The organism is Allonocardiopsis opalescens (assembly GCF_003002095.1).
In the GTDB taxonomy this organism is placed as follows: domain Bacteria; phylum Actinomycetota; class Actinomycetes; order Streptosporangiales; family Streptosporangiaceae; genus Allonocardiopsis; species Allonocardiopsis opalescens.
In genome coordinates this window covers 490,286-505,061 of sequence record NZ_PVZC01000001.1, presented here as the reverse complement: position 1 = coordinate 505,061, position 14,776 = coordinate 490,286, and the positions used below count along the sequence as shown (strand labels likewise).

Annotated in this window: 13 protein-coding genes and 1 tRNA gene; 4 read left to right on the top strand and 10 right to left on the bottom strand. The window is 72.2% G+C overall.

Translation table 11 applies throughout. From position 1 onward, the window contains the following. Positions 1–29: 29 nt before the first annotated feature. Positions 30–239 (bottom strand): 50S ribosomal protein L31, encoded by a 210-nt coding sequence (gene rpmE / locus CLV72_RS01820; protein WP_106238069.1) that lies wholly within the window; start codon positions 237–239, stop codon positions 30–32. Between the two features lie 326 nt (positions 240–565). On the opposite strand from rpmE, the gene CLV72_RS01815 reads away from it, so the two are divergent. Then, a complete protein-coding gene (locus tag CLV72_RS01815; protein WP_106238066.1) occupies positions 566–847 on the top strand; it encodes a hypothetical protein in 282 nt (93 codons plus the stop codon). A gap of 124 nt (positions 848–971) precedes the next feature. On the opposite strand, the gene rho is transcribed toward CLV72_RS01815, so the two are convergent. From rho to CLV72_RS01780, 7 genes are all read right to left on the bottom strand, one after another. Beyond that, positions 972–2,951: a transcription termination factor Rho gene (rho, locus tag CLV72_RS01810; protein ID WP_106238064.1), complete on the bottom strand. Its 1,980-nt coding sequence runs from the start codon at positions 2,949–2,951 to the stop codon at positions 972–974. Between the two features lie 416 nt (positions 2,952–3,367). Continuing rightward, positions 3,368–4,420, bottom strand: coding sequence for a homoserine kinase (gene thrB / locus CLV72_RS01805; RefSeq protein WP_106238061.1), 1,053 nt, complete (start codon positions 4,418–4,420; stop codon positions 3,368–3,370). Then, on the bottom strand, positions 4,420–5,484 hold the full coding sequence (gene thrC, locus CLV72_RS01800; protein ID WP_106238057.1) for a threonine synthase: 1,065 nt from the start codon (positions 5,482–5,484) through the stop codon (positions 4,420–4,422). The genes thrB and thrC overlap by 1 nt, the downstream gene beginning before the upstream one ends. An 85-nt stretch (positions 5,485–5,569) precedes the next feature. Continuing rightward, positions 5,570–6,862 carry a homoserine dehydrogenase gene (locus CLV72_RS01795; protein WP_106238053.1) on the bottom strand — a complete coding sequence of 431 codons (1,293 nt, stop codon included), beginning with the start codon at positions 6,860–6,862 and terminating at the stop codon, positions 5,570–5,572. An 80-nt stretch (positions 6,863–6,942) separates the two neighbouring features. Beyond that, positions 6,943–8,328 (bottom strand): diaminopimelate decarboxylase, encoded by a 1,386-nt coding sequence (gene lysA / locus CLV72_RS01790; protein ID WP_106238050.1) that lies wholly within the window; start codon positions 8,326–8,328, stop codon positions 6,943–6,945. A 105-nt stretch (positions 8,329–8,433) separates the two neighbouring features. Next, complete coding sequence (locus CLV72_RS01785; protein ID WP_146159314.1) at positions 8,434–9,579, bottom strand: DALR anticodon-binding domain-containing protein; 1,146 nt, start codon at positions 9,577–9,579, stop codon at positions 8,434–8,436. Between the two features lie 57 nt (positions 9,580–9,636). Continuing rightward, a complete protein-coding gene (locus CLV72_RS01780; protein ID WP_245929811.1) occupies positions 9,637–10,050 on the bottom strand; it encodes a response regulator transcription factor in 414 nt (137 codons plus the stop codon). A 105-nt stretch (positions 10,051–10,155) separates the two neighbouring features. Between CLV72_RS01780 and CLV72_RS01775 the strand changes: the two genes are divergently transcribed. After that, positions 10,156–10,227, top strand: a tRNA-Arg gene (locus CLV72_RS01775). A gap of 678 nt (positions 10,228–10,905) precedes the next feature. Continuing rightward, positions 10,906–11,286 (top strand): VOC family protein, encoded by a 381-nt coding sequence (locus tag CLV72_RS01770; protein ID WP_106238043.1) that lies wholly within the window; start codon positions 10,906–10,908, stop codon positions 11,284–11,286. A 141-nt stretch (positions 11,287–11,427) separates the two neighbouring features. Here the strand turns inward: CLV72_RS01770 and CLV72_RS01765 are convergent, their stop codons facing one another. Beyond that, a complete protein-coding gene (locus tag CLV72_RS01765) occupies positions 11,428–12,048 on the bottom strand; it encodes a TetR/AcrR family transcriptional regulator (RefSeq protein ID WP_106238039.1) in 621 nt (206 codons plus the stop codon). Positions 12,049–12,139: 91 nt separating this feature from the next. Between CLV72_RS01765 and CLV72_RS01760 the strand changes: the two genes are divergently transcribed. Further along, positions 12,140–13,678: an MFS transporter gene (locus CLV72_RS01760; RefSeq protein WP_106238037.1), complete on the top strand. Its 1,539-nt coding sequence runs from the start codon at positions 12,140–12,142 to the stop codon at positions 13,676–13,678. A 108-nt stretch (positions 13,679–13,786) separates the two neighbouring features. Here the strand turns inward: CLV72_RS01760 and CLV72_RS01755 are convergent, their stop codons facing one another. Further along, positions 13,787–14,773: an NAD-dependent epimerase/dehydratase family protein gene (locus CLV72_RS01755; RefSeq protein WP_106238033.1), complete on the bottom strand. Its 987-nt coding sequence runs from the start codon at positions 14,771–14,773 to the stop codon at positions 13,787–13,789. Positions 14,774–14,776: the final 3 nt, after the last annotated feature.

Genomic DNA, 14,776 nt, shown 5'->3' with positions numbered 1-14,776 from the left:
GGAGCGCGGTCGCGGCGCGGAAGCGGCCGCTACTTGCGCTTGCCGAACCGCTTCTCGAAGCGCGCCACCCGGCCACCGCTGTCCAGGATCTTCTGCTTGCCCGTGTAGAACGGGTGGCAGTTGGAGCAGACGTCGGCACGGATGGTGCCGCTCTGCGCGGTGCTGCGGGTGGTGAAAGTGTTCCCGCAGGTACAGGTCACCGTGGTGACCACGTACTCGGGGTGGATGTCGGGCTTCACGTGGGTCTCCTCGCATCGGGCGGCCGCCGGGCGCTCAGCGCGGATCGCGGTGGGGCGATTGTCCCGGGGGATGAGCGTGAACCGGTGCCGCAGCGGTCGATGTCCAGTCTGCCAGATGCGGGAACGTGCCTGGACCGGACGGTATTCCGACTGCGCTCCGCCGCCCCGACCGCGCTCACCGGAACGGACCAGTCGCCGGCTCGCACGCCTCGATCCGTCTTGAAATTACGTCGCTTGACGAACGTTTCACTTATACAGTCTGCACGTCCAACCTTTGGCCGACCTAGAGACTGCACATGCCGTGCATAAGAACTTATGCACAAGTCATGGCGTTCAAGCGGATCGTCATCAGTGTCCCGGAGAGTCGTGTGTCCGAGATCAAGGAAGCGGCCGGCGAGCAGTCGGTGCCCAGTTGGTTCGCCGCGTTGGTCGCCCGCCGACTGCTCGACCAGGAGAGCGACCGCCTGTGGGATGAGTGGATCGCCAAGGCCGAGGCGACCGCCACCCCCGAGGACCTGGAGTGGGTCGAGGAGGCCGTTGCCGAACTCCGACAATTCGATGCGGAGCAGGAGCAGCAGAGCAGGAAGAACGCATCACCGTGGGAGTGATCCTCGATGCAGGGCCTTCATTGCGCTGGAGCGCAGGCAGGACCGGGTAGGACCTACTAAGGAGACAGGGATGCCCCGGACCAACGCAACTGGTCCGGGGCATCCCCTGTACTGAGATCATGGCTCAGTTCTCGTCCGAGCCGCCCACGGTGGTCTTCTGGACCTGGAGCAGGAACTCGGCGTTGCTCTGGGTCTTGCGCATCTGCTCCAGCAGCAGTTCGAGAGCCTGCTGGGTGTCGAGCGCGTGCAGGACCCGGCGGAGCTTCCAGACGACCTGGAGCTCCTCGCGCGACATCAGGATCTCCTCCTTGCGGGTGCTGGAGGCGTCGACGTCGACGGCGGGGAAGATCCGCTTGTCCGCGAGGCCGCGGTTGAGCTTCAGCTCCATGTTGCCGGTGCCCTTGAACTCCTCGAAGATGACCTCGTCCATCCGCGAGCCGGTCTCGACCAGGGCGGTGGCCAGGATCGTCAGGGAGCCGCCGTGCTCGATGTTGCGGGCGGCGCCGAAGAAGCGCTTGGGCGGGTACAGCGCGGTGGAGTCGACACCACCGGACAGGATGCGCCCGCTGGCCGGGGCGGCGAGGTTGTAGGCGCGGCCCAGGCGGGTGATGGAGTCGAGCAGCACGACCACGTCCAGGCCCAGCTCGACCAGGCGCTTGGCCCGCTCGATGGCGAGTTCGGCGACGGTGGTGTGGTCCTCGGCCGGGCGGTCGAAGGTGGAGTTGATGACCTCGCCCTTGACCGTGCGCTGCATGTCGGTGACCTCTTCGGGCCGCTCGTCGACAAGCACGACCATCAGGTGGCACTCGGGGTTGTTCTGGGTGATCGCGTTCGCGATGGCCTGCAGGACCATCGTCTTGCCCGCCTTGGGCGGCGACACGATCAGACCGCGCTGGCCCTTGCCGATCGGCGACACGAGGTCGATGATCCGGGTGGTCAGGATGTTCGGCTCGGTCTCCAGCCGCAGCCGCTCCTGCGGGTACAGCGGCACCAGCTTGGTGAAGTCGGGGCGGTTGCGCGCCTCCTCGGGCGGCAGGCCGTTCACGGTGTCCAGGCGGACCAGCGCGTTGAACTTCTCGCGCCGCTCCCCCTCGCGCGGCTGGCGCACCGCGCCGGTGAGCGCGTCGCCCTTGCGCAGGCCGTTCTTGCGCACCTGCGCCAGCGAGACGTAGACGTCGTTGGAGCCCGGCAGGTAGCCGGTGGTGCGGATGAAGGCGTAGTTGTCGAGGATGTCCAGGATGCCGGCGACCGGCAGCAGGACGTCGTCGTCGCTGATGACGGGCTCGGGGTCCACGCGGTCGCGCCCGCCCCTGCGGTCGCGGTTGCGGAACCGGCGGCCCCGGCGGCGGCCGCCGCCGTCGTCATCGTCGTCATTGCGGTCGTTGCGGTTGCCGCGGCCGCCGTGGTCGCCGCCGCGCTGCTGCTCGGCGTCGTCGCGGGGGCGGTCGTCGCGGGCGCGGCGGCGGTCGTCGCCGTCGCCGCCGTCGCGGTTGCGGCGGTTGCGCTGCCGCTCCGGGCGCTCGCCGGAGGCGGCGCGGTCGGCGCCGCCCTGCTGGGGCGCGGACTGCTGCTGGGCGCCGCCGTCGTTCTCGGGGGCCGCGTCGTCGGCGTTGCGCCGGCCGCGGCGGTTGCGGGTGACGGCGGAGCCCGCCGGCGCGCTCGACGCCGCCGGCTCGGCCGTGGTCTCGATGGTGGTCTGAACGGTACTGTCCTTGCTCTCGGGGCTCTGCGGGCCGGGTTCGGTCGCGGCCGCCGCCGCGCCGGAGGAGTTCTCCCTGCCGTTGCGCGAGGTCTCGGCGCCCGCCGAGGCGGCGGCGCCGGAGCGCCCGTTGGCCGCGCCCTGGCCGTTACCGCCGCTCTGCTGCTCCTGGATGGCCGCTACGAGCTGGTTCTTGCGCATGCGTCCGATGCCCGTGATGCCGAGCTGCGACGCCACGGCCTGCAGTTCGGCGAGCTTCAGCGCGGACAGGCCGGTTCCCGAACGGCTCCGGGAGCGCGACGTGGCGGGAGTCGCGGCAGCGTCGACAGCTCCACCCGATACGGGCTCGGCCGTTCCGGGCGCCGCGTTGTCCGCATCGTGGTGGAGTTCGGTGGTGTCGCTCAACTCAAGGGTCCTTCCCAGGGAGCGGGCTGGCGTGGCCGTCGGGGACCAGCAGCCCAGTGGTGCGGTCCGGCGGGGGGCCGGATCGAGCTCCACGTGTATGTTGCGGCAGACCTCGCTTCGATGGAAGCGCTCCCCTTTACATGCACCGTGGGTTCTGGGTACAGCCAGATGTCCTGGATCGTCAGCCCGCGCGACTGGTGCCAACGGCGTTTGAGGAAGACGTGGAACCACTGTCGATGGAAACACTGTCTCGACGCGATCGCGGCACGGAAGCCGCCCGGATGCGGTGCTTGCGCGGAAGGCTGTGCAGCGGACGAGCACACACCCCGCATCGGGGCATCTGGTGCAGTCACTAGCCTAACACCACCAGGAGCCACGGCTATTCCTCTGGTGCGTGTCGTGTCACGGCGAAGCCGTCACACGTCAGGGGAGGTAACGAGCGCGCCCGTGTGATCGACAGCGAACGGGCTTATATGCCATGCGGTACCCGGTTCGCCCGCCGTCGAATCTCGCACCGCGCTGTGGTCTTCGCCCGATGCCAGCACGAGCACGCTCGGGCCGGCGCCGGAGACGACCGCGGGGAGTCCGCGCTTGCGCAGTTCGGCCACCAGGGCCGCCGTCGCCGGCATGGCGGAGGCGCGGTAGTCCTGGTGCAGCCGGTCCTCGGTGGCGGCGAGCAGCAGCTCGGGGCGGCCGCTCAGGGCGGCGACGAGCAGCGCGGCCCGGCCCGCGGTGAACGCGGCGTCGGCGTGCGGCACCCGCTCGGGCAGCAGGCCGCGGGCGCGCTCGGTGGCCAGCCGCTCCTCGGGCACGCACAGCACCGGGCTGAGCCCGGCGAAGGGCTCGAAGCGGGCGGCCGCCCAGCCGCCGCCTCCGCGCTGTGCCTCCCAGCGCGGCTTGGTCTCCTCGCTCCCTCCGCGGACGAAGTCGGTCGCACCGATCGGACTTGGTCCACTCCGCTCACTCGTCGAGTCGCCGCGCCAGGCGATAGTGCAGCCGCCATAGACACACGGCGCGACATTGTCGGGGTGGCCCTCGATGTCGGCGGCCAGGGCGAAGACGCGCTCGCGCGCCACCGCGAGGCCGGGACCGACCAGGGGTCCGTCGCGCAGCAGCGCTCCCGCGGCCAGCACGCCCGCGACGATGGCGGCGGCCGAGGAGCCCAGGCCGCGGCCGTGCGGGATGCGGTTCACGCAGCGCAGCGCGATGCCCGGCCGCGGCACGCCGAGCGTGTCGAAGACGGTGTGCATGGTGCGCAGCACCAGGTGGCGGTCGTCGCCGGGCAGCGAGTCGGCGCCTTCGCCGCTGACGCTCACGGTGCTCGGGCCCGGGCTCAGCTCGGCGGTGACCTCGTCGTAGTGGGCGAGGGCGAGGCCGAGCGCGTCGAAGCCGGGGCCGAGATTGGCGCTGGTGGCCGGGACCCGCACCGTGACGGGGCCCTCGCGCCAGGTGCGGTCCGCGCCGCCCATCAGGCCAGCCCGAGTTCGATCGCGGCGGAGTGGGCGTCGACCGGCACCGTGATGGGGGCCGGGGCGCCCGAAAGCGCCCAGTCCGTGTCCTTGAGGCCGTTTCCGGTCACTGTGCACACCACCCGCAGGCCGCGCTCGATCGCGCCGGAGGAGACGGAGCGCAGCAGGCCGGCCACGCTCGCGGCCGAGGCCAGTTCGACGAACACGCCCTCCTCGCGGGCGAGCAGCCGGTAGGCGGCCAGGATCTCGCGGTCGGTGACGGCGTCGATGAGGCCGCGGGACTGGTCGCGGGCCCGCTCGGCCAGCTGCCAGGAGGCGGGGTTGCCGATCCGGATCGCGGTGGCGATGGTGCTCGGCTTGGGCACCGGTTCGCCGCGCACGATCGGCGCCGCCCCGCTGGCCTGGAAGCCCGCCATCCTCGGGGTGCGGGCGGCGACGCCGTCGGCGGCGTACTCCTGGTAGCCCATCCAGTACGCGGAGATGTTGCCGGCGTTGCCGACGGGCAGGCAGTGGACGTCGGGGGCGTCGCCGAGGGTGTCGACCACCTCGAAGGCGGCGGTCTTCTGGCCGTCGAGCCGGAAGGGGTTCACCGAGTTAACCAGGGCGACGGGGTAGTCGACGGCGAGCTTGCGGGCGAGTTCGAGGCAGTCGTCGAAGTTGCCGTCGACCTGGAGCAGCTTGGCGCCGTGCACCAGCGCCTGGGCGAGCTTGCCCAGCGCGATCTTGCCCTGCGGCACCAGCACCGCGCACATCATCCCGGCGCGCACCGCGTAGGCGGCGGCGCTGGCGCTGGTGTTGCCGGTGGAGGCGCAGATGACGGCCTTGGCGCCGGCCTCGGCCGCCTTGCTGATGGCCATCGTCATCCCGCGGTCCTTGAAGGAGCCGGTCGGGTTGAGCCCTTCGACCTTGAGGAAGACCTCGCAGCCGGTCAGCGCGGACACGCGCGGGGCGGGCAGCAGCGGGGTGCCGCCCTCCAGCAGCGTGACGACCGGGGTGTCGGCGGTGACAGGCAGCCGTTCGCGGTACTCCTCGATGACTCCGCGCCAGGACCCTGGGCCGCTCACGGCGCCTCCTTCGGTGTTATGCGTCGTCCCGGTCGTGATCGGTTCCGCGCACCCGCCCGCCGGGCCGGGAGGGGTGCGGCGCGGGTCAGCCGTCGGCCAGCGCCTCGACGCGCATCACGCTGGCCACCGAGCGGACGGTGGACAGCCGGCGCAGGTCGTCGACGGTGGCGGCGAGTGCGGCGTCGGCGGCCATGTGGGTGACGATGACGAGCTGGGCGTCGTCGCCGTGGCCCTCCTGGCGCACGTTCTTGATGGACACGTCGTTGCGCGCGAAGCTCTCGGCGACCGTGGCCAGCACACCGGGGCGGTCGGCCACGTCGAGGGCGACGTGGTAGCGGGTGACGGAGTCGCCCATCGGGTGGACCGGCAGCCCCGCGTAGGTGGTCTCCTCCGGGCCGCGCGCCCCGGCCAGCCGGTTGCGGGCCACCGCGACGAGGTCGCCGAGGACGGCGCTGGCAGTGGGGGCGCCCCCCGCGCCGGCGCCGTAGAACATCAGCCGGCCGGCCGACGCCGCCTCGACGAAGACCGCGTTGTATGCCTCCCTGACGCCGGCCAGCGGGTGCTCGCGCGGCAGCATCGCCGGGTGCACCCGCACGCCGACGCTGGAGCCGTCGGGCGAGCGCTGGCAGATGGCCAGCAGCTTCACCACGCAGCCCATCGCCTTCGCGCTGGCGATGTCGGCCGCGCTGACCTCGGTGATGCCCTCGCGGTGCACGTCGGCGGCGGTGACGCGGGTGTGGAAGGCGAGGCCGGCCAGGATGGCGGCCTTGGCGGCGGCGTCGAAGCCCTCGATGTCGGCGGTGGGGTCGGCCTCGGCGTAGCCGAGCGCCTGCGCCTGCTCCAGCGCCTCGGAGAAGCCCGAGCCGTGGGCGTCCATCCGGTCCAGGATGTAGTTGGTGGTGCCGTTGACGATGCCGAGCACCCGCTCGACCCGGTCGCCGGCCAGCGACTCGCGCAGCGGCCGCAGCAGCGGGATGGCGCCGGCGACGCTGGCCTCGTAGTAGATGTCGGCGCCGGTCGCCTGGGCGGCGGCGAACAGGGTGGCGCCGTCCTCGGCCAGCAGCGCCTTGTTGGCGGTGACCACGGACTTGCCCGCCTTGACGGCGTCCAGCAGCAGGGTGCGGGCCGGCTCGATGCCGCCGATCACCTCGACGACGATGTCGACGTCGTCGCGGACGGCCAGCGCGGCGGCGTCGGTGGTGAACAGGGCCGGGTCGACCTCGGGCAGCCGGACGCGGCCGGGGCGGCGCACCGCGACTCCGGCCAGCTCCAGGGGCGCGCCGACGCGGGCGGCGAGGTCGTCGGCCTGCCGGGCCAGCTGCCTGACCACTTCGGACCCGACCACACCGCAGCCGAGCAGCGCCACCTTCAGTGCCATGTCGCCGCGCTCCCCATCTCCACCTTCGTCCCGCGCCGTGCCGGACCGGCCGCGCACCCGCGGCCCCACCTGGCCAGGAGTCAGCCTACGTCCAACCGCAGCAGGTCGTCCTCGGTCTCGCGCCGCACGATCGTGCGGGCCCGGCCGCCGCTCACCGCCACCACCGCCGGCTTGGGGAGGTGGTTGTAGTTGTTGGCCATCGAACGGCAGTACGCGCCGGTGCCGGCGACCGCCACCAGATCGCCCGGGCCGATGTCGGACGGCAGGTAGAGGTCGCGCACCACGATGTCGCCGCTCTCGCAGTGCTTGCCGACCAGGCGCGACAGCATCGGCGGCGCCGTGCTGGCACGCGAGGCGACCACGCAGCTGTAGTCGGCGCCGTACAGCGCGGTGCGGATGTTGTCGCTCATCCCGCCGTCGACGCTGACGTAGCTGCGCAGCCCCTCGACGTCCTTGACCGTGCCGACCTCGTACAGGCTGATGCCGGCCGGGCCGACGATGGCGCGGCCCGGCTCCACCGACAGCCGCGGCACCTCCAGGCCGTTCGCCGCGCACTCGCGGGCGACGATCTCGCGGAGGTTCGCCGCGATGACGGTGACGTCCAGCGGGGTGTCCTCGGGCAGGTAGGCGATGCCGAGGCCGCCGCCCAGGTCCAGTTCGGGCAGGGCCACGCCGTGGCGGGCGTGCACCTCGGCCAGGAAGACGGTGAGCCGGCGCGCCGCCACCTCGAAGCCGGCCGTGTCGAAGATCTGCGAGCCGATGTGGGAGTGCAGCCCGACCAGCTCCAGCTGCGGGCACTCCAGCACCCGGCGCACCGCCTCGGCCGCGGCGCCGGTGCTGAGCGCGAAGCCGAACTTCTGGTCGTCGTGCGCGGTCGCCACGAACTCGTGGGTGTGCGCCTCGACGCCGGTGGTGACCCGCACCTGCACCTGCGCGCGCACATCGCGCTCGGCCGCGAGGGCGGCCAGCCGGTCGATCTCGGTGAAGGAGTCCACGATGATCCGGCCCACCCCCGCGTCCAGCGCGCGGGCCAGCTCGGGCACCGACTTGTTGTTGCCGTGCATGCCGATGCGCGCGGGCGGGAAACCCGCCGCCAGCGCCACCGCCAGCTCGCCGCCGCTGCACACGTCCAGGCCCAGGCCCTCCTCGGCCACCCAGCGGGCCACCGCCTTGCACAGGAAAGCCTTGCCCGCGTAGTAGACGTCGGCGCCGCCGAAGGCGTCGCGGAAGGCGCGGGCGCGGGCCCGGAAGTCGTCCTCGTCCAGCACGTAGAGCGGGCTGCCGTACTCGGCGACCAGGTCTTTCACGCCGACCCCGCCCACCGTCAGCATGCCCTCGACGCGGCGCGCGCCGCTCGGCCACACGGCCGCGTCCAGGACGTTGACGTCCTCGGGCGGCGCCGGCGGGTGGTCACCGGGCAGCACGTCGGCGTGACGCGGCCCGGCGGGGTGGGCGTAACGGCTCATGGTCGGCTCGCTCCTCGTTCCCTTCGGTCGTGGCAGGAGTGCGGCGGGGCGCCCCGGGAGGCGCGGCGGAGCCCCGGTCCGCGGCGGTGCGGTGCGGAGGCGGGGTCACATCCGCTCGGGGGCGCTCACGCCGATCAGGCGCAGGCCCGTGCCCAGCACCGTGCGGGTCGCGGCGGTCAGCCGCAGACGGGCGCGCACAGTGCCGTCGGCGGCGTCGTCGCCGCGCGGCAGCACCCGGCAGGTCTCGTGGAAGTCGTGGTAGATGTCGGCGAGTTCTTCGAGATAGCGGACCAGCGCCTGCGGTTTCGCGCCGCGGGCGGCCAGCGCCACCTCGCCCGGGAACGCGAACAGCATCCGCAGCAGCGCGCGCTCGCACGGATGGCCGAGCGGGTGGGCGGACGCCGCGGAGACGCCGTCGGGCCGTTCCCGGCCCTCCTCCACCTGCCAGCCTAGTGCGTCGCCGGCGCTGTGCGGGCCCCAGGTCAGGCGCAGGTCCGCGGCGTGACGCAGGGCACTCGCCGCGTGCGCGTGGGCGTAGCGGACGTCGAAGACCGGATTGCCGCGCCGCTGGGCCGACCACAGCACCAGGTCCGGCGCTGCCGGAGCCCCGCCCGCCGGCACCGCGGCGCCATGGCAGAACGCGAAGCGCAGCGCATCCGCGCCCAGCGCCGCCAGCGGCCCCGCCAGATCGGGCCCGCAGCCCGCGGGCGGCGGCGGAGCCTGCCACGACACCCGCGCACCCGACGCCGCCAGCAGCCGCGCGATGACCTCCGCCCGCACCCGCCCCCGCGCCTGCGCCAGCGAACCCGCCGCCGCCAACTCCCCCGCCGGCACCGCCTCGATCACCGTCGGGCGCTGCGTCCGGCCCGAGCCGTACCGCTCCCCCGCCGCCAGGATCTCGTCCGCCAACTCCGACAGTGCCCCGTCGGCCAGCCGCAGCAGCAGCATCCCGCGCGGATGGCCCCGCGCCGCCGCGAAACCCGGCGCCGCCGCCAGCCGCTCCGCCAGCGCCGCCGCCACCTCCCCCGGCGGCCGGCCCGCCGACGCCCCCCGCAAACGGATCGGGAAGGGAGTCGCGAAATCGAAGGAATCCGCCGGCCCCGGCGGATCCAGCCGGCCCGACACGGACGCGCGGCTGCCCACCGTCCACAGCGGCACCGGGACCATCCGGGCCGCGCCACTCAGCACACCCGCACCGACCAGCGCTGACACCGCGCCGGACAGAGCGGCGTTCACGGCGTCAGGGGTCACCCCACGAGCCTACCGACCGCCCCGCCGCCCCCTCGGGCGGCGGAACCCCCGCCCGGGCTAGCCCGCCTGCCCGCCCGCACCGCGCTCACGGACCCGCTCCGCCGCCAGCGACCGCACCACCCGGATCAACTCCGAAGGATCGAAGGGCTTGGTGAGATAGGCGTCCACCCCGATGTCCTCACCCCGGCGCAGATCGTCGTCCTGCGCCCGCGCCGTGATCAGCACCACCCTGATCCCCCGGGTACGGGCGTCATGGCGCAGCCGCGAGGCCGTCACCCAGCCGTCCAGCCGCGGCATCATCACATCCAGGGTGATCACGTCGGGAGCCACCTCGCCGACCCGGTCCAGGCAGTCCTGGCCGTCGACCGCGGTGTGCACGTCGAAGCCCTCTAGTTGCAGGTTCACGGCGATGAGCTGCCGAATGACCTCATCGTCGTCCACGACCAGTACACGTCCCAGCGCCTCTCCCACGGCCGCGAGGCTAGCGCCTCCGCCCGGATCGCGCTCCCGTATCCGTTAAAGGACGGGCCGACCGGCCGAAGCTGCTACTCTTGTCCCGCCGGTAGAACACGGCACGCCCCCCTAGCTCAGGGGATAGAGCAACGGCCTCCGGAGCCGTGTGCGCAGGTTCGAATCCTGCGGGGGGCACGCGACTTGGGCTTGTCATACTCGCCGCCCCTTTGGGGCGGCTTCGCTGTTGTGTCGCGTTGGTGTTGGCCCGGGGGGAGACCCCCCGGAACCCCCCACTGGGTTGCCTCCGTTCCGGTCCCAGTTCCGGCGGTTACCCCAGGTCCGGGCTTCGGGGCTCGCCGTTTTTCCAGTTCCTCAGGTCCGGGCTTCGGGCGGTCCCTGTTCTTCGCTCCTCAGGTCCGGGCTTCGTCTAGGCCGTGGTTCTTCGCTCCTCGGGTCCGGGCTTCGGTCTGGGCCGTGGTTCTTCGCTTTCGGGGCCGTACTTCGGTGTTCGGCGTTGTTGATCCTTCTCTGGGGCCGTGCTTCGGGGCGGTCCCCGTTCTTCGCTGTTCTCCGCTCTCCGGGTCCGGGCTTCGGTCCGGGGCCGCAGTTGGTCCTTCCTCGGGCGTGTTCGGGTCGTGCCGTTGTTGTTCGGTTCTCGGGTGGATTCTCGGGCTTTGGATTTGTCGGGTTTGGGAGGTTATTTGGGGGTGGGCATGAGTGGGTTAATTCAGGTGGGGATATAGGGGTGCACCTGAATTCGGAGGGGGTTCCCGGGGTTTTTGCGGTAGGGGCTGGAGTGGGGGTTACGGGGTGGATTAGGCTGGCTACCGCAGGTTGGAACGGTTGAGTTGTTCGTGGAGGTTGGTCGGGCTTATGAGCGATCCTGTTGTTAATTTCGAACTGCCGGCGGACGACGTCGAGCGGGCGCGCGGGTTTTATCGCGAGGCGTTCGGGTGGGAGATCACTGCCTTTCCGGAGATGGACTACACGATGCTCGGCACCTCGCCGGTGGACGAGAACGGGGCGCCGACCCAGCCGGGTGCGATCAATGGCGGCATGGTGAAGCGGGAGTCCGCCAGCGACGTCCCGATGATCGTGATCCGGGTCGGCGACATCGCGGCGGCGCTGGAGAAGGTGGAGCGGCTGGGCGGCAAGGCGATCAATCCCGCCAAGGCCGTGGGCAACATGGGCTTCAGCGCCACCTGCGCCGACAGCGAGGGCAACGTGATCGGGCTCTGGCAGGACGCCGCGTAGGCGCGGCGCTCCGTCTCCGGCGGCCGGAGGCGCCCCCGGGGGGCGCGTCCGGCCGCCGCCGCGCCGGCGGCTCGGTCCGCTGCGGACCGCCCGGCCGCCCGCGTCCGCACCGCGCTCGTCCCCTCCGCTCCGGGCCCCGGCTCAGCCGTCCGCGGGCTCGGCGCCGCCGGCCGGGCCGGACTCGTGGAACTCGCGGGTCAGGATGCGCAGCGCCTCGGCGAGGTCGTGCGCGGTGGGGGCCCGCTCCGGGTCGATGCCCCGCTGCAGCATCACCCCGATCAGCAGGGCTAGGTAGAAGCCGCCGAGGGCCCGGTCCGCCCCCTCGTCCGCCGCCTTCATCCCGCTCTGGAACCAGGCGGCGATCCCCTGCCGCCCCTCCTCGTAGCCGTCGGCGACGTGGTCGAGCAGCTCCGGCGAGTGCCGCGCCTGAGACAGCACCTCGAAGGTGCCGGCCCATGAGTCGTCGAAGCCCGCCATGGACTCCAGCACCCGTTCCCAGGAGCGCTCGAAGCGCTGGTAGGGGTCGTTCGCGTCGCTGAGGTCGATCTCGCTGCTCAGCGAGCGTTCCAGGTCGTCGGCCCAGTCCTTGACCGTCTCGATGAGGGCCACGTTCAGCAGCGCCTCCTTGGAACCGAAGTGATAGCCGATGGAGGCCAGGTTGGTGCCCGAGGCGGCCACGAGGTCGCGCGCCGTGATGCGCGCGTAGCCGAGCTCGTGCAGGCACTTCTTGGCCGCGGCGAGTAGGTCTTCGCGATGTCCCACGTGACGACTGTACCAAGTGAGCCATACATACGTATGAACTGAACAGACGTATGACCTATACGCACGTATAAGACGCATGTATAGTGGCCGCATGACTGAGCTCACGCCCAAGGCGGGGCGGCGGGAGTGGATCGGGCTGGCCGTCCTCGTCCTGCCCGCCCTGCTGGCCTCGATGGACCTGTCCGTACTCTTCATGGCGCTGCCCTGGCTCAGCGCCAGCCTGGAGCCGACCGGCCCGCAGCAGCTGTGGATCATGGACATCTACGGCTTCCTGCTCGCCGGCCTGCTGGTCACCATGGGCACACTGGGCGACCGGATCGGCCGCCGCCGCCTGCTGCTGATCGGCGGCGTGGCCTTCGGCGCCGCGTCGGTCCTGGCCGCCTACTCCTCCTCCCCGGAGATGCTGATCGCCGCGCGAGCCCTGCTGGGCATCGGCGGCGCGATCCTGGCGCCGTCCACGCTCTCGCTGATCCGCAACATGTTCCACGACGAGAACCAGCGCAATGTGGCGGTCGGCGTGTGGACCGGCGCCTTCTCCGGCGGCATCGCCCTGGGCCCGCTCTTCGGCGGCCTGCTGCTGGAGTACTTCTGGTGGGGCTCCGTCTTCCTGGTGAACGTGCCGGTGATGGTGCTGCTGCTGATCGCGGGCCCGCTGCTGCTGCCGGAGTTCAAGGACCCCAACCCCGGCCGCTTCGACCTGGTCAGCGCGGTCCTGTCCATCGCGGCCGTGCTGCCGATCATCTACGGCATCAAGGAGGTGGCGGCCAACGGCCTGGAGTGGGCGCCGCTCGCCTTCATCGTGGTCGGCCTCTTCGTCGGCTACGCCTTCGTGCGGCGGCAGAACGCGCTGCCCGACCCGCTGATCGACACCAGCCTGTTCCGGCGGAGCGAGTTCAGCGCCTCGATCGGCGCGCTGACCATGCTCGCCTTCGCCAGCGCGGGGGTGGGCATGCAGGTCACGCAGTACATGCAGCTCATCCTCGGCCTCGGGCCCTTCGAGGCCGCGCTGTGGATGATCCCGACCCTGTTCGGCACGGTGATCGGCGTCGCGCTGGGCACCCAGCTGGTGAAGCGCTTCCGCCCCGGTTTCATCGTCGGCGCCGGGCTGGGCATCATCGCGGTCGGCTTCGCCGTGCTGACGCAGATCACGGTCGAGTCCACGCTGATGACCATCATCGGCGGCTACATCGCGGTCACCCTCGGCACCGGCATGGTCGCGACCCTGGCCAACAACATGGTCATCACCACCGCGCCGCCCGAGCGGGCCGGCGCCGCGGCGGCCCTGTCGGAGACCGGCGGCGAGTTCGGCGGGGCGCTGGGCATCGCGATCATGGGCAGTATCGCGGTGGGCGTGTACCACGGCACGATGGTGCAGAGCCTCCCCGACGGGCTGTCGCCCGAGGCGGCGGAGGCGGCCAGCGGCACCCTGGGCGGCGCGGCGGCGGTCGCCGCGGAGCTGCCCGGCGAGCTCGGCGGGCAGCTGCTCGACGCGGCGCACCTGGCGTTCACCAACGGGATCAACGTCCTGGCGGTCGTCGGGGTGGTGATCATGCTGACCGGCGCCGTCGTCGTGTCGACGCTGCTGCGCAAGGTGCGCACGCCCAGCGAGAACGCCGAACTCTCCGGCTGAGTCGGTGGCGGTCCGGGCGCACCGGAGTCCCGGACCGCCGCCGCGCCGGACGGCCCCGGCCCCGTCGCACGGGGCCGGGGCCGTCGTCGCTGCCTGAAGGCCCGCGCCTCAGGCGGGCGAGGGCGCCTGCTCCAGCCACCACGGGTTGGCCCGCGCCCACTCCAGGGTGCGGGCCAGGCCCTCCTCCAGCGGGACCGCGCAGCTCCAGCCCAGGAGCTCGCGGGCCTTGGCGGTGTCGGGGACGCGCCGGTCGATGTCCTGGTAGGTGTCGCCCATGGCGGTGCCCGTCTCCAGCGTGGTGGGCGCCTCCCCGGAGCCGGACAGCTCGCCGATCAGCCGGACGACCTCCCCGACCGTGGACTCCCGCGAGGAGCCGATGTTGAAGCAGTGGCCCTGGGCGGCGGGGTGGGTGGCGGCCAGCAGCGTGCCGTCGATCGCGTCGTCGATGTAGGTGAAGCACCGGGTCTGCGTGCCGCTGTCGTAGACCTCGGGGGCCCGGCCGTGCAGGGCCCGGTGGATGCTCCTGCTGACGACGTAGGCGGGCCGCTGGCGCGGGCCGTAGACGTTGAAGTAGCGGACCACCGACGCCTTGAGTCCCTGCCCGCGGACCATGGCGAAGGCCAGGTGCTCGGCGAGGGCCTTGCTGGAGGAGTAGGTCCAGCGCTCGGTGGCGGTGCTGCCGAGCACCCGGTCGTCGTCCTCGCGCCACGGGACGGTCGGGTTCTTGCCGTAGACCTCGCTGGTGCTGGCCACGACCACGCGGACGCCGGCGGCCAGCGCCAGCCGCAGCACGTTGCGGGTGCCCAGGACGTTGATGTCGATGACGTCGAGCGGGCGGCTGAGGTAGCGGTCGACGCCGACCACCGCGGAGAGGTGGAAGACCACGTCCACGTCCGGGGTGATCACGGCCGCCAGCGCCGCCTCGTCGGTGATGTCGCCCTTGACGAAGTCGACGGCCCGGTGCGCGGCCTGGTCGAAGTCCGGGGGCGGGGACCCCAGGTCGTAGACGACCACCTCGTGGCCGGTGCGGCTGAGACGCTCGACGAGGTGGCTGCCGATGAAGCCGCAGCCTCCCGTGACGACGACCTTGGACACGTT

Excerpts from the sequence above, each read along its gene's own strand:
- CLV72_RS01815 (WP_106238066.1), top strand. The coding sequence starts at position 566 with ATGGCGTTCAAGCGGATCGTCATCAGTGTCCCGGAGAGTCGTGTGTCC.
- thrB (WP_106238061.1), bottom strand. The coding sequence starts at position 4,420 with ATGGGCGGCGCGGACCGCACCTGGCGCGAGGGCCCCGTCACGGTGCGG.
- CLV72_RS01795 (WP_106238053.1), bottom strand. The coding sequence starts at position 6,862 with ATGGCACTGAAGGTGGCGCTGCTCGGCTGCGGTGTGGTCGGGTCCGAA.
- lysA (WP_106238050.1), bottom strand. The coding sequence starts at position 8,328 with ATGAGCCGTTACGCCCACCCCGCCGGGCCGCGTCACGCCGACGTGCTG.
- CLV72_RS01770 (WP_106238043.1), top strand. The coding sequence starts at position 10,906 with ATGAGCGATCCTGTTGTTAATTTCGAACTGCCGGCGGACGACGTCGAG.
- CLV72_RS01760 (WP_106238037.1), top strand. The coding sequence starts at position 12,140 with ATGACTGAGCTCACGCCCAAGGCGGGGCGGCGGGAGTGGATCGGGCTG.